Raw genomic sequence first — 18720 nt, 5'->3', positions numbered from 1 at the left:
ATCAAGCTTTACCCGATCTGAGGCGATCGGGTTTTTTATTGCCTTGCTTTCACAATAAACTTTCCGCCCTACAAACTTCCCGAAGCAACCCCCTCACCTCTCTGATCTGCTAATCGCCGATGGGCAGTGGTAAAGTCTGCGGTGATAATTTGCAGACTGCTGGGATCGGTTTGTCCCTCGTTGCGATAGCGGCGGACTGCTTCCAGAGCTGCCTGATTGCTCAGCAGCGCGAGATCTGCCCCATTCCAGCCTTCGGTATGGGCTGCCCAGTGGTTTAACTCCACTTCTTCGGCAAGGGGGCGATCGCCGTTATGCACCTGCAAGATTGAGAGACGACTATTTTGATCGGGGAGATCGACCTTAATTTGCAGATCGAGTCGTCCTGATCGCAGTAAAGCCGGATCAAGTGCCTCTGGTCGGTTCGTTGCGCCAACGAGCAGCACATTTGGGCAATCCTGCAAGCCGTCGAGTTCAGTGAGGAGTTGTCCCACAACGCGATCGCTCACGCCGGAGTCGCTGATAAAGCTGCCCCGTGCCGGAGCCAGAGTATCAATCTCATCGACAAACACAACGCAGGGAGCCGCCTGACGCGCCCGCGTAAACAGCTCTCGCACTGCCTGTTCCGATGCACCAACCCACTTGCTCAGGAGTTCAGGACCATTGACCGCAATAAAGTTTGCCCGTGCCTGAGCCGCAACCGCTTTAGCAAGCAGGGTTTTTCCGGTTCCCGGCGGACCCCAGAGCAAAATGCCGCGTGGAGCCTTTGCCTTTGTATGGCGATACAGCTCTGGATAAAGCAGTGCCCCTTCAACGGATTCCTGAAGGGTTTGTTTGATTGTTTCTAGCCCGCCGATGTCATCCCAGGTTGTCTTCGGTGCTTCCACTTCAACCGATCGCAGTACCGCAGGCTTAATTTGCTTGATCGCCAGCATGAAATCAGCCTGGGTCACCTTCATCCAGGCAGGAACAGGACTATCAAACTCTGGCAGAAGTCGCCGCAGTGCCAAATATGCCGACTTCTGGCAGAGTGCCTTCAAATCCGCGCCCACCATGCCCACCGACAAATCAGCAATCTCTTCCAGGTTGACCGTGTCGTCTAACGGCATCGACTTCGTCAGAATTTGCAGAATTTCCATGCGTCCCCGGCGATCGGGCACTCGAAACTGCACTTCGCGATCGAATCGTCCTGGACGACGCAATGCCATATCCAGCTGATCGGGACGATTGGTAGCTGCCAGCACAATCACACCAGGGGTTTTGCCAAAGCCATCCATCAGGCTCAAGAGCTGAGCCACGACCCGTTTTTCGACTTCGCCTTCAACACTGGCGCGATCGGGCGCAAGACTATCAATTTCATCAATAAACACAATACAGGGCGCAGAGCGAGCCGCTTTCTGGAAAATGTTTCGCAGTCGTTGTTCTGCTTCGCCGTAGTATTTGCCCATTACTTCAGGACCGACGATCGCAATATAGTTCACTCCCAGTTCGGTTGCCAGGGCACGAGCCGTCAGGGTTTTTCCCGTGCCCGGTGGTCCGACGAGCAGTACGCCTGTGGTCGGTTCTAAGCCCAGCATGGACAGGAGTTCGGGACGCTTGAGCGGCAGTTCGACCAGTTCACGCAGTTCGCGTAGCACTTCAGAGAGTCCGCCAATGCCCGAAAGCGAAACGGTCGGTGACTGTGTAGGCGGAGAAAACCAGTCGCTAAAGGGGACAGGGGTTCGTTCAGTCGGCACTTGGCTCGGCGCGGTGGGGCGGGTTGTCTGCGTGTCTGGGCGAGATTGAACCTGCACATTGCTGCCATCGGGGTTGCGATCGTTTCGCACGTCGTCCGGTTCGGCTCTGCCTTCGATCACGCGAACGAACTCCAGCAATCCTTCAAATCCCTGATCGACCAGCTCTTCTAGTTCCCGAAAAAAGTCGTCCATACGGTTATTTCCTTACCCTTATTCCCTTTCCCGTGCTAGTAGGCAAAGCCGCCTTAACGCCTTAAGTAACGTCCTGAGTAATATCCTGAGTAACGTCCTCAGTAATGTCCTCAGTATAGACATTTCACTTTGCCTCCCTGAGGGTCAGTGTGTCGGAGTCGTTACACAAGAAACCCCTTGAAGGAAAAGACTGTGAGAAAAGGGGTTGGAGGAGAGGGGGAATTTTCGAGGGATTAGGGTTCCAGCCGCTCCACGAAGCCGCTCCCTGAAGCTGCTCTACAAAGCTGCCCTATAAAGCTGCTCTACAAACAAGAGAGTTCCCTGTCTTTTCCTAATCTTCGATCGCCTTCAACAGCACTTCTGCGATCGTCATCTCTTCCATTTCATCGATCGTGACGGTATCGCAGATGTCAAACTTTGCGCCAACTCCCTGCAACTGGTCATCCAGTGCTTTCAGGAAGCGGGTTGCCTGCACATCATCACCGACCTGCACAAAAGAAATGGCTAATTCCTCGTCGCGATCCATTTTGCGCGTTGCGTTAACGATTACTTCCATCACCGCTTTGCGATCGTCTGGTTCTCCATCAGTAATCACCAGAATTGTTTCTCCTCCGGGTTTTGTTTGTCCGGCAGACTTTCGCTGAAAGTAATTTTCCAGCGCATCATACAGCACTGCTGCCAGATTCGTCGTGCCCATCGGGTCATTCTCTAAGAAAACCTGCGAGACCCTGCTGGAGGTAACAGCGTCGTATCGCTTAAACCGCCCCGAAAATAGGTAAACCGTGATGCCGTCCGGGCCAAACTGTTCGCATTTGCGCGCAAGTGCTAGCGTCGATTCCTGAGCTTCTTCCCAGCGAGTTCTTCCGCCGCGCTGATCGGGTGTAGACATACTGCCGCTTTTGTCGATGAGCAGGGTGTAATCGCGATCGGTCGGGTTCACGGTTCGCACTCCTAAAGAAGGTATCGATCATTCTACTCTGAGAAAACTGGCGACTTTAGGACTGAAACGATTGTTGAAGATATAGTTGAAACTACTGTTAGAAACATTGTTGAAAGTATTACTGGAAACATTGCTGAAAGTATTACTGGAAACATTGCTGAAAGTATTGCTGAAGATATTACTGGAAACATTGCTGGAAATTACGTTTGCGGAAACTGCCGACAAAGGGCAGGCAGCACCGGACAGGGAACCTGATCCTGCAAATTATCCGGCTTGCTCCAGGTAAAGGGAGCTTTGCGGGCGGCAGACATCCACAGCAGTCGCTTAGCACGGGTCATTGCCACATAAAGCAAGCGAAATTCTTCTGCCACCTTGAGCTGTTTTGCCCGTTCCCAGGCAGCGATCGTTTCCGGCAAAGGATATTCGCCGTGGATGCTGGCGCGAATCTGCGCTCTGGCAATTTCAGGCAGGGCAAAATCTCCTAAAAACTGCGACTGGGGCAACACGCGCATACTACCGGGAATGAGCGGCTCATGCAGAAACGGAATAAACACAAAATCCCAGTCCAGACCCTTTGCCTTGTGCATTGTGATAATGGTCACCTGTTTGGCACGAATGTAGCGTTCCTCCGGGTCATCGGTTTCCACGGGCTCAAACCGCTCCGATCGCACAATTTCCCCCAATGCCTCGATCACGGCAGACAGCGAAGGATTGGCGGCGGTTTGCTGTGCCAGTCGCTCTGCAAGTTTATCGACGGTAGCGAGTTCTGCCTGCTCGTATTGCAGCGTCATCGCCAGAAACGGAATGATTTGAAAATGTGGCAGTTCCAGACGGGCCCGCAGCAGCGCAGTACAGTAGCGGCGAGCTTTCAGGACAGGTTCGGGCTGAGGGGAATCGAGCGGTCCCGGATAAAGAAACTGTTCCGGCAAACTCACCAGCAAATTGAGATCCTGCGTGGGAATCACCTGACGATCGACAAACACCTGCAACGCGGCTTTGAGGAAATCCGGCGAGTGAGGACGATCGAGAAATTGCAGCAACGCCAGAATTTCAGCAGGAATATGAGACTGTCGATCGCGATCGCCCACATCGTAAATCGTGATCCCAAGCTGCTGAAGGTCGGTGTCAATGCCAAATTCCTGCGGATAGCGCAAGCGTTCTGCAATAAACCGTCCCTGTCGATTTTCCCGTACCAGAATTGCCGCTCTTGCCGCTGGATGCTGAGTCAGCAAATCGCCGACGCGCTGCGCGATCAAATCAACCGTGTGGTAGGTGTCCGCCGGAAAGCGAATTTCGAGACCGTTCCCTTCCGGGGCAGGATTGGCATCAGGCTGCGGATCATCTGGCGGCACAGGCTGAATCTTTTGCGGACGAAAGGGAAGGCTCGGTTCGCGGGACTGCTCAACTTTGTAGCGTTGATTCGTCCAGTCGAGCATAAAGTTTGCCGCGCGAAGGATGATCGGACTACTGCGTCCGGCTTGATCCATTTCTGCCAGCGTTCCTTCTGCGCCACAGCGTTCGCAAAACTCCCGGAAAAAGAGCGGATCAGCGGGCGTAAAGGTGGAGTTGATTGCTTGATTGGGGTCGCCCACCCGCACTAGATTAAGCGGCGCATGGGGATCGATCGCATCAGCCGCCAAAATCTCCAGCAGGCGCGTTTGCAAAGGAGAAGAATCCTGCGCTTCGTCCTCAAACACCGCATAGATTTGCGATCGCCAGAACCGACAGGCACTTTCATTCTCTAAAACCCGCAGTGCTGCCAGAATCATATCGTCGTAGTCAATAAATCCGCGTAGCCGCAGCAGATCTTGATAGCGATCGTATAAGCCTGCTGCAATTTCCAGCACATTGTAGTCGTCAACTTCCCCGATCGATCGTCCCTGCTGACTTAGCTTCAGCAAATCCTGAGGCATCAGGCCAGAGCTTTTGGCTTCATGAATCACCGTAAACGCCAATTCTGGCAAAACTTCAGTTCGCAGCACAGACTGCCGCCGCAGCCGCTCGGTTTCTTCGCCGTCAAACTGTCTGCCTTCCAGAAGCCGCTGATAAAACTGAGGATTTGCACCAATCCACTGATCCACACAAATCCGAATCAAACGATTGCTCTGATTCGGCGAAATCAGCATCAGCCGTTCTAGATGGATGCCCGATAAATCAGGATGCCGCGATGCAATATTCAATGCCAATCCGTGCAGCGTATAAACCTGAAACCCCTGCGACGGCAAAGACAGTTCGCGCAAATACTGCCGAATCTTACCCTTCAAATTCGCCACCGCCGATCGCGTAAACGTCACCAGCAGCAGTTGTCCGGTGGGAAAGGGCTGCCCATTTGGTAACGGTTCGGTCGGTAGAATTCCTGCCTGAAGCGGTGCAGTGCTGCTCAACCTTAAATATCGCTCTGCCAGCAAAATCGCCGCTGCGATCGCCATCCCCGTAGACTTTCCCGATCCCGGAACCGCTGAAACTGCCAATGACCCGCTTTTCCAATCCGCCATCCGCTGCTGACCCGATCGCAGACCCGATCGCAATCGCTGAAGCATTTGCTGTTTCAGTGCCAGCGTTTGAAGCTGTTCGGAACTGAGCTTGGAATCTGATAGAGGATTTAATTGGGGATCTAATTCAGAATTGAGACCCGCCGGGTTCAAATCAAGCGACATAGGCAGATAAACGGCTTAGTGGCGATCGAATGGGATAAGGCAACTTTGGCAGGGTTCTGGTTCTGAGCAGTGAAGCAGAGCACTTAGCAAAGGAGCAGAGCATTTAGCAAATTAATGTTGCCCGAATCCTTTAGATAGATTGAGAACTAGTGTACTGCTAAGATTTAGTTTTCCCAATCGCTTTGTCAAAGACAGGCAAGGATTTGCTGTTTTAAGCATGCGGTAGCGGAGGCAGCAATGCCTATATCGGTTCCAGCAAACCTGGAAGTTTTATGGTTAAGATTCTCCAGAGTTCGGCATCATTCCGGCATCATCAAGCCGAATCGTAGTCGATATTCATGCGTTTATTTTAGAGCGAGCAACCTCACCGCAGCACTCATCCCCATACAGCCGAATTGCTCGACAAACATGGTACAACAAGGAACAGAACGGCTCTAATCCAGCCGATCGATCTGTCCCGGTGAAGGGGCATCGCTCGACACAATCGGCTAGAGTGGATCAGTTAATGAGTGTCTTCGAATGGGTGTCTTCAGATTGGTGTTTTGGAGAAGCGGCTAAAGACTCATGACGATCCAAGTCGGGCAAGCCTTACAGGGCGGTAAATATACCCTTGATCAGCCGTTAGGACAGGGCGGGTTTGGCATTACGTTCAAGGCAACCCACCACTACCTGCATCGCGTCGTGGTGATCAAAACCATGAACCCCAATCTGCGGCAGCATCCCCAGTATGCCAAGCTCGAAAAGCAGTTTCAGGACGAAGGGCGGCGGCTCGCGCTTTGTGTGCATCCGAATATCGTGCGGGTGAATGACTTTTTCATCGAGGACGAAGTGCCCTATCTGGTAATGGACTACGTGCCGGGGCGGACTCTAGATGCGATCGTCCTTCCCAATCAGCCCTTGCCCGAAACGATCGCCATTAACTACATCCGGCAGGTGGGAGCCGCCCTGGAAGCCGTGCATCAAAACGGACTGCTGCATCGAGACGTGAAGCCGCAAAACATAATTCTGCGGGAAGGAACCGATCAAGTCGTGCTGATTGATTTCGGCATTGCGCGAGAATTTACGCCAGGCGCAACTCAGGTTCACACCAGCATTATCACCGAAGGATTCGCGCCGATCGAGCAATACATGGCGCAGGCAAAACGAACTCCCGCAACTGATGTTTACGGCTTGGCAGCAACGCTCTATGCCCTGCTCACAACTCAGGTTCCGGTGTCTTCGGTGTTGCGCGATCGTCAGCCGATGCCTGCACCTCGCGATCTGCGTCCCGAAATCAGTCCGGCGACCAATCAAGCGGTGATGCGCGGCATGGCACTTGATATTCACTATCGTCCCGCATCGGTCGCAGATTGGCTGGCAATGCTGCCCCATGTAACGCAGGCAAATTCTCAAACGACTCCGCAGGCAGTCCCGCCCAGTCCTTCAACTGCGGCAACGCTAGCAGTCAGCCCTCATTATGCGGCTCCAAATCTTGCGAATCCGACCCCTGCGACTCCGACCCCGCCTGCTGCGCCCACGGCTCCTCCCTTTCCCACCTATTTCAATGCCAACGAGCCAACCGCTCCGGCTCCCATTGCCCCTTCCTCCACCCCTGTCCGTCCGGCTGCCCGTCGATTTAATCCCAGAGCGCTTGCCTTTTTGGGTTCAGTCACGATCGCCAGTATTGCGCTTGTCTCGGTGATAGCAGTAAGGAACTATTCTCCGCAAACGCCTCCAGCAAGCGAGACTGAGGTGACGACGGCTCCGGCTCCGGCCGAATCGCCTGAAGCTGCTGCTTCGGTTGAGGCTCCTGACCCGTCTCCCACACCAGAAGCTTCTCCCAGTGCCACGCCCACGGCTAACTTGCCCGGCTTGGTTCGAGACTTGTTTGAATCTGGAGAAAATTCTGACTCAGAGGCTCAAGACCAGAACGCAGACCAGCCCAGACGACTGGCATCCAACAGTGTCAGACGCGAGCAAGAATACCGGGATGCGATGAATAGCGATCGACCCGCCGCACCCGCCAATGATGCCCGCAACATTCCCGGCATTCCCGTGGGAACCGACGAGCGATCGGTTGTGCGTGAACTGGGAGAACCCACCGTGCGAAATTCTGTGGGCTATTGGGACAACACGCGAACTGCCCTTTATACCGTCGTGCCCGATCGCATCACGCTGGCGTATATCTATGACCAGGACAGCGATCGAATTCGCCAGACCGAAGCTTCTTTTGACCAGTCGATCGACCCAGAGATCATGGAGTCTACGCTTGATGGCATGCTCGATGGCAAGATGAGTTCAGAAATTGCGGCAGGACTGATGTCAGTGCGCGATCGACAAACTAATCAATATTCCTTCAAGCGCGGCAATTTAGAAGGCATTGTAGAGCGCAACGATCGCGATCGGGTTTATATTGCAGTGTGGGATAAAGATTTACACTAAACGCCGCTCAATGCCTCAGCCCATTCTCTACGCTGCCATCACGAATCACGGCTTTGGACACGCTACCCGCACCGCTGCTGTCATTGCCGCGATTCAAACCCTTTACCCAGACGTGCTGGTGATGATTGCCACCACTGCCCCGCGCTGGCTGCTGGAATGCTACATCACGCAGGATTTTATTCACCGTCCTGTCGCGCTGGATATTGGCATTATTCAATCCGACAGCCTGACAATGGACAAAGTTGCCACCCTGGAAAAGCTGCGGCAGATCCGGGCAAAGGCAAACCGGACGATCGCAGGCGAAGTGAATTTCATTAAGCAAAATCGAGTTGGTTTAGTGCTGGCAGATATTCCGCCTTTAGCAAGCGCGATCGCAAAAGCGGCTGACGTACCCTGCTGGATGATGAGCAACTTCGGCTGGGATTTTATTTATCGTGCCTGGGGCGGCGACTTTGTGGCAGAAGCCGACTGGATCGCTGAGCAGTTTAACCAGTGCGATCGACTGTTTCGCTTACCGTTTCACGAGCCAATGTCCGCTTTTCCGCACATTACTGATGTCGGATTAACAGGCGGCTCACCTCGCTTTCCGTTGGAAGACCTGCGGCAGAAATTTAACCTGACTGCCCCCAAAGAACGCACCGTTATGCTCACCTTTGGCGGACTAGGAATCGATCGTCTCCCTTACGACAGCCTGACGCGCTTTCCCGATTGGCAGTTTATTACCTTCGATCGCAATGCGCCCGCCCTGCCGAATCTGGTTGCCATTACCGAATACCAGTATCGCCCGGTAGACCTGATGCCCTGCTGCTGCTGCGTCGTCTCCAAGCCCGGATTCAGCACCTTCTCAGAAGCCTGCCGCCTGGAGCTGCCCGTCGTTACTATCACGCGACAAGACTTTGCCGAATCGCCCATTTTGCTCGATGGACTCCAGGATTACGCGACCCATCGAATTCTAGAGCCCGAAGAATTCTTTAACAGCAATTGGGATTTTCTCAACCAGCCGCTGAACCCGCCCCGCACCGGAAAAACGGTGTCCAAACACGGCAATGAGGCGATCGCGCAGGCAGTGGTCGAGCATCTGATGAGCAGGTAATCTGCATCTGGGGGCAAGGCACAAGCTGTCACGCTTTGGGCGGCTGAATTCAAGGGGAATTTACCGCTCTCTGAGCGAAAGGTAGCTCGCCTGCGGGTTTCAAAGTTCCCCAAAACTGGGGCATTCAAGGGGCAATGTAGCCCCTTTGATTTCTCAGGGAATGGATATCAAAACCCCGATCGCCCTAAGCGGGAAAGTGCTTTGCATCGCTCACAGCTAGACCGTTCTGAGCAGTTGGCGAATTTTGGACTGCTGTTGGAGGTCGAGTTGCTGGGGAAAGGTCAGTTCCAGGCGGAGTCCGGGGGTTTGCAAGCATTGGGTTGCCGGGTTGCCGCTGGGGTCGATCGCCCCGTTAAAAGCTCGATCGCTACACATGACTGATTCCACCTGAGCCACCAGACGAATCGGCTGAGCTTCAGGATTGGGAGAACCGAGCAGCAATCCGACCGCAGGCTGGTTGAGCTGAAGCAGGCTGGAATCGATCGGGGCATCGGGCAGGAGTTCCAGGCGAATCGATCGCGAGTTGACTCCGGTTGCGACAGCAGGATAAAATTGACCGCTCCAATAGATTTGTGCCAGCGTTTGAATGGATTTGAATCGGGTCGATTTTTCAGCGGGGTGGCGATCGGTCAGGGCACGCAGCGGTCCAGTGAGCAAGAACCCGAAGGAGGAAAGCGGATGATCAATAATGGTTCGCTCCTGGGCGTACCACTCTGCCACATCAGAATAAATTACGCGCACGAGGGCATCTGCCTGGGCCTGACTCAGATCGACAAACTCCACGGCAACCTTGACCTGATCCTGCGGCATGGGCGTGATGCGAGTGATGTGGGCACTGAGCGAAACCCGCGCCTCAAAATCACCCCATAGCTCCAGCTCAACAATATCCGGCAGATCCGTCCAGCGATCGAGCAGAAGATTTGCTCCCGCTTCACTGACATCGAGCGTAATGCCGCTGCAGGTAAGCTGCTCACCACAGTAAACCGCCGATCGCAACTGCCGCTGAAGTCGATGTGCCCGCCGCACCTGGGGCTGCTCAAAGCCGACCAGCAGGGCTGCACCCAGCAACGTCAGGCTGAAGAACGCCCAGAAAGCGTTGATGACGATCGCTTCTTTTGCCGCTGGATAGTCAATCAGCCAGAAGGGAACCACCAGCAGCGATAGCACCAGCAGGCCACAAACCATCAGGGGCACCCAGCTCGATCGCCAGTCAAAATGGCGGCGATTCGTCATTTGCAGGCTTTTGTCGGTGACTTTGAACGACCCCATGCGCGGATTCAGCAGTGCTAGGAAGGTGACAATTCCAGCATGGAACGCCATCGCATTCTCAAACACCTCATTCCAGAACGAGAAGCGGGTCGTTTTGTTGGTGATGTAGTTGGCGTAGAGGCCCAGCACCACATGGGGCATGGCATAGGCCAGGGTTTCCAGACCCAAGCCGCGTACCAGGCTAATGCCAAACAGCAAATACAGAATTGGCGCAAAGGCATACATCAGGCGCGGAAAGCCAAAAAAGAAGTGCGAGCAGGCGGAAAAGTAGCACAGTCTTTGCGGAACCGAGAGATTCAGCCGGGGATTCAGCAGCGGATTCTCTAGCCGTAAAATCTGCGCCATGCCCTGCGCCCAGCGTACCTGCTGCCCTACATACGCCGAGAAGGTTTCGGGAGCCAGACCTGCCACCATGATCTTGTCGTAGTAAACCGATCGATAGCCGCGATCGTGCAGCCGCAGTGAGGTGTGACAGTCTTCGGTCACGGTTTCCACGGCAATGCCGCCCACTTCCAGCAAGTGCTGCTTGCGAATCACTGCCGCCGAGCCACAGAAGAAAGCCGCATTCCAGAAGTCATTTCCTTTCTGGATCACTTTGTAAAACAGCTCATTGTGAACCGGAACCTGTCCCCCAGTAAGCAAATTGCGCTCGAAAGGGTCGGCGTTATAAAACCAGTGGGGCGTTTGCACCAGCGACACGTTGGGCTGATAGAAGAAACCGACGGTGTGCTTGAGAAACTGGCGCGATGGAACGTGATCGCAGTCGAGAATCAAAATCAGTTCGCCCGCTGTACGCCGCAGTGCCGTGTTGATGTTTCCGGCTTTGGCATGGTCGTTGTTGTCGCGAGTCAGCAGCGTGCAGCCGAGTTCCTGACACATTCGTTGCAGCTTCAGCCGCCGCTCTGGAAACTTGCGCCCGTCGTCCAACACATAAACCCGCTTTTTGTCTGCTGGATAGTCGAGTGCCATCGCTGCCAGAGCCGTTTTTCGCACGATCGCCACTTCTTCGTTATAGGTCGGGATGTACACATCCACGGTGAACCAGTCTGCTTCCGGGAAAGCAGAAAGGTCTACAGGAGATCGATCGCGCAATCGCAGCGTTTGAAAGTAGGAAATTAGCAGCGTTCCAGCGGCATAGAGTTCGGCGGCATACAGCAGGATACTAAAGGTAGCGTTAAGCCAGCCATCTAGATTCAGGGTGTAGCTGCTGCGGTAATAAAGGTAGCGGAGCGTTGTAATTACGCTGATCCAGGCGAGGAACAGGTGTAGATGCTCACTGACCCGCCGATTGATCTGCCGCTCTTCAGACTGCACGATCGTCCAGCCGATCACAATTAGAATTGCGGCAATAATGCCTTGCTGAATTGGGGCTAAAGGCGTGACAATCAGCGGCACAGATACAATCAGCAGCCCGATCACGATCGCAAACAGTGTCCATTTACCTGCGTTGGGCAATAAGCGATCGATCGCAATGGGAACGTTGAGAAATAGCCGCTTCAGCAAAGGAAAGCGAGAATTGATAAATGCTTCGGCAGCAAAATTGGGTGAATGGGTCATGACTCTGCACCTCGGTCAGCAACGCGATTCAAGAAGATTTGAGAAAAGCCGTACATCAGCAGCGGCAGCAGCACAATTCCCAGGGGCAGCAGCAGCCAGTGGTCTTGCAGGAACAGCACAATCCGTCCCATCAGGCTTGCCTGCGTCACCACTTTTTCGCGAGGAGCGCGGTTAAGAAACTCCAGACTGTAGTCATCTGGATCGAATGGAGAAGGGTTCGGCTGATTGCGGTGGATCAGAGCCGTATCGCCCTGAAGCTGCCCAAACAGACGATCGATTTCAAACAAATCCTGCACATCTCGCAAACCCTGTTCACGCTGAGCCGTGAGAGCCAGCAGCACATGGCGATCGTTCCAGGGTGACACCACTGATTTCACCACGCCTTCGCCGTCTGGCAGTGCCTGCACCTGGGTTGTGCCAAACTCCCGTAGAAAAGCCGTATTCAGGTTTAAGCCTTTGCTAGTGAGAGCTTCGGGAACTGGGAGTCGATCGCTAAGCCCGATCGCCACCAAACTCTTCTCGGCTTTCACTTCCGGCGTCACATCTTTAGCAAGATAGGTTTGAAGCTGGATTGACTCTGATTGGGTAATGCGCCCCAGTCTGCGGCTTAGCGCCAGCAGCAAATTCATTTCAGCATCCGAGGGTTGATCGGGTAAAACCACTGCGGTGGTCGAGAGATCCTGCGGCGCAGCCAGGGGAAAGCCCGCCTTTACCAAATTCAGATCGGGCAGGCGAATCACCGTATCACGCACCAGATGAACACCCGTATCGCTGTGAACTGTACCCCAAAGCTGGCGATCGGCTTCCAGTCCGCACACTTGATTGTCCTGCGGATGCAGCATAAACCGGACATACAGTTTCGAGTCAGGACGCACCCCATCATCAGGCAGATTCACCGTAAACGAATGGCGACCTCCATTTCGAGCGCGAAGCGGCTCTGCGCCCAGCGTAATATTGTCCAGCGCGACTTCCACCGTGGAATTGCGGGGGTTGACCTGAGGGCTGTAGCTGTAATTCAGCGTCACTGTACTGCCGCGCAGCACCCGATCGCCCGGTAAGGTCTGAAAAGGAATCTCGACAGGAGCCGCTCTGGTTCCCCGTACGGTTTTATCCACGAAGAATGCGTTGCGATCGATCGAGACATCGCTCAGTTTAAAGCGATCGGCGTTGGGCAAATAGCCTGCCCAATCCCTTGGTTCTGGTGATTGGGGCGACTCTAGATTGTTTACTAAGAGAGCCTGCCCGGTTCCGAGCTGACGATCTTTGGTCTGTACCAGAAATTGAACGGCTTTGTTCATTCCAGCAGTGCCGTTTCCGGCAGCCACCAGGACGGGAATCTGCTTTTCGGGCAGCGTGGTCAGCATCAACACGCCCACATCATCGGGCAGCGGCTTTTGCTCCCCGTCGAGCATACGTCCCTCTTTCAGCGTAAAAGGTAGCTTCAAGGTCACTAGCAAAGGTTGGGTTGCGGGTGTGCCCATAATCACGAGGCGTTCCTCGGTTTTAAGCTGGCTAATATTGTCTACTACGCGGGTTTTGAGCGGATGAAAGCCTATCAGCCGTCCCAGCTCTGCCTGATAGCGAGTCATCGCCGTCAACCAGTCAGACTGCATCGTTTTTGGACGCAGATAAGCAATCTGGTTTGGCTCAGGACTGAACTCATCGGCGATCGGATAAGGATAGCGGCTAAAGTCCAGCGTGACGGGCTGCGGCAAAAAGCTGAACACAATCTTCGACGTGGGCAAAATCTCTGTCCATAGCGTGGGCGTGTTGGGATTGGTACAGTTTTCGTCGGTTTGCTGCTCTGCCAGAATCGAGATCTCATTCTGGTTCTGGATTAAATTGACTGGAATGTTAAAGGCAACCTTTCCCGTCTGATTATTTGTGCGATTCAGCGGCACGGTGCCCAACGTCGTATCGTTAATCCGCACCGTCAGATTCGACTTTTTGGGCAACAGCGATGCTGACTGGCGAAACTCGATAATTGCCTTTGCGGACTGCACCTGCCAGTTGCGCGCGCGGGTAAAGCCCAGCCGCACTTCAGGATAAACGCCTTCTAGCCGCAGCCGATTTCCGGTTTCCGGGCTACGGTTAAACTCCCACACATATTCCACCGGATTTGGTTTTGCAGAAGTGTCAGCCTTTTTCACATCGCTGCTTTCCGTCCGGGCAACCGGAGCAGGCGCACTCATCGCACGACGCGGAGCTGAGTAAACAGGAGCAGGCGGTTCCGGGAAATAGGCAGGTTCGGGTGAGTAGCGAGGGGAATACACCGGAGCTGGGGCAGGACGATATACCGGAGCCGGGGCAGGATCTTCAGGCAGAGCAAATTTGCGAATCACTTGTTCTTCTGCTTGCTGAAGTGGCTGAGTTGCTTGGGCGCGATCGCCAACCGCAACTAAGCTCACAGCGATCGTGCTACAGCAAAATAACAGCAGCAAAATTGCAAACCGGAATGATTTTCGAGAGAACCAGAATCGAAACAAATTAAACCAGTCAGACATCATAGATTTTAGGAAGGGTAAATGAATGATGCACTTACCATCGAATCAAACAGTAAATGCACAGTGACTTGGAAAGTGCAAAAATCAACTACAGGCTTGAACTAATTAACTGACATTCGATTCGTTGATAAAGTCGTGAAAAAACCAGAAACCGACACACCACAAGCGGATTACAAACTAGAGAACAAGCTGAAGAACAAAACTAAACACCTGAAGTCAGAGCCTGAGTGAAACCATGCTGCGCCTTGCGCCAATCGACCGTTAAACCATAGGGAAACGCCAGCCCAAACCAGGCAAGATTCTGCGTGTAATAAGCGATATCGTTATCCCAAAAACCGTTTTGATAAGTGGGAATTAGCTTTTGCTGCTCAATCTGGGATGCGATCGATGAATCAATGGCAGTAAAAGCGGCATACAGCATGGCATACTGTGCGGTCGATTCATAAGAGACGATCGCTTGTCCCTCAAGATCAATCCGCGCCAGAATTTTTTGCTCGGTCTGCCACTGTTTTTTCAAGGGTTCTAGATGGGTTTGCAGAAATCTTTGGGCAAGCGGCTCCTGATACCAGACCGCATCAAGCGCAACGCGCCACCACACCCGGTAGGCATCAAAGCTATAAAGCGATCGCAGGGAAAAATTGGGCGGGGCGGGTTCTAGCCTTCGCGTACTCAGGTTCAACACAATCCAGTCGCTCGGTAGTCCAAGTTTCGAGATCGCTGCCCCATCGTTGAGAATTTCGTAGCTACTGTTTACCAGACTCATCCAGTCCCGTTCCGGGTCAATCCCGGCAAATAGCCGAAACGCAGCCGGAGCAAAATAAGACGGATTCAGCACCAAGCGATCGGGCGCAGTAGACCCTGTAGGATCATCCGACCGCAGAAAGGCGGCGATCGGTCCCGGCAGCAGATAGCGACGACCAGATTGATTGAAAGAAGCCGCAGGCACGTAGAAGGTCGAAACTTCCCACAAATCCTCTAGCTTGGTACGGGCAAGACCCAAATATTCAGGACGGTTCCACCGCCGCGCCGCCAAAATCAGCGCAGTAATCGCATCAATATCCGCATCACTGGCAAAATTTCCGTCGATCGTCCCCCAGCTGCCCTGATCCGTCTTGCCCCATTTCCATGCCCACAGCGAATCGGTGGGACGACCCTGAGCATCCCGACGCTGCAAGTTGGACTCCGCCCAGGCAAGGGTTTGCTCAAACGTAGGGCGATCGTCCATCATCACCGCTCGCAGCATGGCATATGCCTGTCCTTCAGACACCGTGCGATCGTTTGCTTCGCGATCGATGACTCTGCCATCTGCCTGAATAAATCGCTGCTTATAGGTTTGCCAGCTTTGCGACAAAATTTCTGCCCGTTTCGCAGACGCATCGGGTTCGCCAGCAGGCGAGACAATCAGAATCGGCGAAGGGGCTGCCACAGGTGGAGCAGCGGGCGTACATCCACCCAGCACCAGCGCGGTCATTCCTGTTAGGAAAAGCAGCAGTTTTGTCATGCGTGAATCGCCAAATGAATCAGCAATGAAGTAACAGGTGAATTAACAGACCAATCAACAGCGAATCAACAGATCAATCAAGAGCGGCTTTCCCACGGCAGCGGCGTATCTTCCTGCGGCTGAAATTCGGCGGAGGGTAGCGGAGTCGGCACAGGACTGACAGGGATTTGATTTTCTGCCTGACGCCTTTGCTGAGCCTGCCGGAGTGCCGGAATGCTGCGCTTCAAAACGCCTTCCAGGCTGGAGAGGGCATTGCGGGCGATCGTGTGATTGGGTCGGATTGCCAGCACTTCACTGTAGAGATCCACGGCGGCATAATAGCGTCGCTGCTGAAATCTCACCCCGCCCAGGGCAGACAGAGCGTCCACATTTTGAGGCTCCCGCTTGAGAATCTCCTCATAGGCGGCGGCTGCCTGGTTCAAATCATCGACCTGCTGAGCAATCTGACCCTTGAGAAAGTAACCGGTCAAATCATCAGGGTCGCGGGCAATTAGCTGATCGACGTATGCCATTGCCGCCGTTTGATTTTGCTTTGCAATGACTTCCGCCAACCGCACCTGTACCCCAATTTGGGTTGGGTCTGCCTGGACCAAAGCCCGATAGAGCATTTCGTAAGCCGGGTTCGCGGGCAGCGCGGCAACCAGACTATACAGCTCTGGCGGAGTATTCGTGAGCGGCTGACTGGTTAACCAGCTCCGCAGAATCGCTTCTGCCTCCGATCGCGACAGCATATTTGCCTGATATTGCAGGCTGGCTTGTCCAAGCTGCTGGGCTGGGTCTTGAGGATTGAGAGCGATCGCCTGGTTATAAAGCAGCAGTGCCTCCCGGTACGCTCCCTCTGCCTGCCGCACTCCGGCTAACCCTTGCAGTGCCCCACCCAGAATGTCCGGGTTCTGGGGTTTGCTATCAATAATGGCTTGATAGCGGCGAATACTGTCTTCCAGATTGCCCTCGCGCTGATCGATCGCCGCCAGCAGCAGTTCTGCGACCAGATTGGGCTGCTCAGGGGATGCCTGCTTATAGGTCGCCAGCACCGATCGCGCCGTGTCGTATTTGCCCTGCCGCAGATACATCTGAGCAATTCGGAAATAGAGCATTGGCTGAGCCACGCCCGATCGCACCAGGTTTTCGTAAAGCGGCAGCAGCATCGGGTTGGGCTGCTTAATCTGGATTAATGCGTCAGCGATCGTCTGCTGTTGGTCTGCTTCTGGGGGCAGCGTTTGCAATAGCTGAGTCAGCCGCGTCAGCAGATCCGCCTCGGAACGTTTGCTGCTCTCATACTCCAGCACCGCAAGCCGAGTTTGCAAGCCGCGATCATCCGGCTGAATTTGTCCCAATCGCTGATAAACCGCAAGGGCAATGGATTGGGACTGAGGAACACCTGCCAGCACGTCCGCAATTTCTCGCTGCGTCTGGACTGACACTTCTGGATCTGTCAGCACCGACTGAAACAGCGCAATTCCCTCATTCAAGAACGCTTCTCGATTCCTAATCGGCGCAGTCGGGATTTGTCCGATCGCCATCAAAGTCCGCCCTAGTATCATGCGCGAATCCGATCGTTCCCGCAGAGGGGCCAGCGCAGTTGTAGCGCGATCGAACCGTTGCAGGGCGGCATAGGTTAAAGCAAGCTCTGCCCGCATACGAATGGCATCCGGCGTGAGCCTGCGCTGCGATCGAAGCTGATTTTCTAGCACCTGAACGGCAGCGGTCGGTTCTCCGGTCAAGCGCAAAACCCTGGCATAGGCAATCGCAGGATCGCCCTGAAGCGGTTTACCCGTCTGTCGATAACGATCGAACAGCGTAAGACTCTGAGTAAAGTTACCTTGATAGCCGTATGCCTGCGCCGCTCCCAGCAGCACTTCGGGAGTGGGGTCTTTTTGCAGCACTTTTTCGTAGTCTGCGACGGCAGCGTCAAACTGTCCCTGGTAGATATATAGCAAAGCACGCTGGGCAAGGGCTTCCGCGTCTTCTGCATTGCGCTGAATCAGTTCGCTCAGGGCAGCGATGCCGCGCTCGTGCCATTCAGGACGATAGCCGCCTAACGTTCCCAGGCTCAGCCGGGCTAAGCGGTTATTGGGATCGATCGCCAAGACTCGCTCGTATGCCTGAAACGCATCAGCATCCCGTCCGGCACGACGATAGGCGATCGCTAAACCCAAACGTGCTTCAAGCGACTGGGGCATTTGCTGAAGTAGCTGTTCAAACCGGGCAATTGCCTGATTCACTAAGCCCTGATCCAGCAGCGTATAGGCATTGAGCACAGAAGAAGGAACAGTTTGGGCAGAGGCACTGAGCAAAGCAAGGGTCGAGCTTCCCATACTCCAGAGTCCCAGACTCAAAACCGCACTCCAGGCGAGGCGATAGGACAGGCGATGGGGCAGACTTGAGGCGAAGCGGTTCCCCTTCCGGGGTAGTCGCGGACGAAAGGGAAGAGAGGAATTCATACGGCTAATTCCAGTTGGAATAAATTTCCAAAGACACAATTCCTGAATGGACGCAACGAATCAGTGCGAAATCTATTAATTCTGAATCACTGAAGTTTTGCAGCACACCCAGCAGGGAACCCAATTAAACCCAAAAGAATGAAATCGTTATTGAGCAACAACAGATCAATTATCAGTTATCAGTCACGAATAACCAATGACCAGCGACCAATGACCAAGACGATCGCCTCCACTTATTGTTGTCTTAACTCAAGCACATGATTTAGACATTCGCCACAAAACAGTCGAAGAATGAAACCGTGAAATCACATGAAGCAAAACAAAAACCAATCCAATAAATCGAATTAAATGGCAATTGCGAACAGAATGGAGTGTAGACCGAAGACTATCAGTAAAATCAACAGAAGTA

At 53.8% G+C, this 18720-nt stretch carries 9 protein-coding genes; 2 read left to right on the top strand and 7 right to left on the bottom strand.

Going from position 1 to position 18720, the window contains the following annotated elements:
- Positions 1–68: 68 nt before the first annotated feature.
- From NDA02_RS11140 to NDA02_RS11130, 3 genes are all read right to left on the bottom strand, one after another.
- Positions 69–1925: an AAA family ATPase gene (locus NDA02_RS11140; RefSeq protein ID WP_190791686.1), complete on the bottom strand. Its 1857-nt coding sequence runs from the start codon at positions 1923–1925 to the stop codon at positions 69–71.
- A gap of 331 nt (positions 1926–2256) precedes the next feature.
- Positions 2257–2865: a VWA domain-containing protein gene (locus tag NDA02_RS11135; protein WP_347277866.1), complete on the bottom strand. Its 609-nt coding sequence runs from the start codon at positions 2863–2865 to the stop codon at positions 2257–2259.
- 200 nt (positions 2866–3065) lie between these two features.
- A complete protein-coding gene (locus tag NDA02_RS11130) occupies positions 3066–5405 on the bottom strand; it encodes an ATP-dependent helicase (protein WP_242067302.1) in 2340 nt (779 codons plus the stop codon).
- A 681-nt stretch (positions 5406–6086) separates the two neighbouring features.
- On the opposite strand from NDA02_RS11130, the gene NDA02_RS11125 reads away from it, so the two are divergent.
- Together NDA02_RS11125 and NDA02_RS11120 are read left to right on the top strand one after the other, a co-directional pair.
- Positions 6087–7943 (top strand): serine/threonine-protein kinase, encoded by a 1857-nt coding sequence (locus NDA02_RS11125; protein WP_190791688.1) that lies wholly within the window; start codon positions 6087–6089, stop codon positions 7941–7943.
- 10 nt (positions 7944–7953) lie between these two features.
- A complete protein-coding gene (locus tag NDA02_RS11120) occupies positions 7954–9036 on the top strand; it encodes a glycosyl transferase (protein ID WP_190791689.1) in 1083 nt (360 codons plus the stop codon).
- A gap of 216 nt (positions 9037–9252) precedes the next feature.
- Here the strand turns inward: NDA02_RS11120 and bcsA are convergent, their stop codons facing one another.
- The 4 genes from bcsA to NDA02_RS11100 all read right to left on the bottom strand — a co-directional run bounded on the left by bcsA (position 9253) and on the right by NDA02_RS11100 (position 18311).
- Positions 9253–11862, bottom strand: coding sequence for a UDP-forming cellulose synthase catalytic subunit (bcsA, locus tag NDA02_RS11115; RefSeq protein ID WP_190791690.1), 2610 nt, complete (start codon positions 11860–11862; stop codon positions 9253–9255).
- A complete protein-coding gene (locus tag NDA02_RS11110) occupies positions 11859–14369 on the bottom strand; it encodes a cellulose biosynthesis cyclic di-GMP-binding regulatory protein BcsB (protein WP_348254973.1) in 2511 nt (836 codons plus the stop codon). Before NDA02_RS11110 ends, bcsA begins: the two co-directional genes overlap by 4 nt.
- 199 nt (positions 14370–14568) lie before the next feature.
- The gene (locus NDA02_RS11105; protein ID WP_190792877.1) at positions 14569–15867 is read right to left on the bottom strand and encodes a glycosyl hydrolase family 8; all 1299 of its coding nucleotides are present in this window, start codon (positions 15865–15867) and stop codon (positions 14569–14571) included.
- A 77-nt stretch (positions 15868–15944) separates the two neighbouring features.
- A complete protein-coding gene (locus NDA02_RS11100) occupies positions 15945–18311 on the bottom strand; it encodes a tetratricopeptide repeat protein (RefSeq protein WP_190792878.1) in 2367 nt (788 codons plus the stop codon).
- Positions 18312–18720 lie beyond the last annotated feature (409 nt).

The sequence above is a fragment of the Leptolyngbya sp. ST-U4 genome (assembly GCF_039962215.1).
GTDB lineage: Bacteria > Cyanobacteriota > Cyanobacteriia > Elainellales > Elainellaceae > Leptolyngbya_A.
This window is presented reverse-complemented; position numbering and strand designations above follow the sequence as displayed.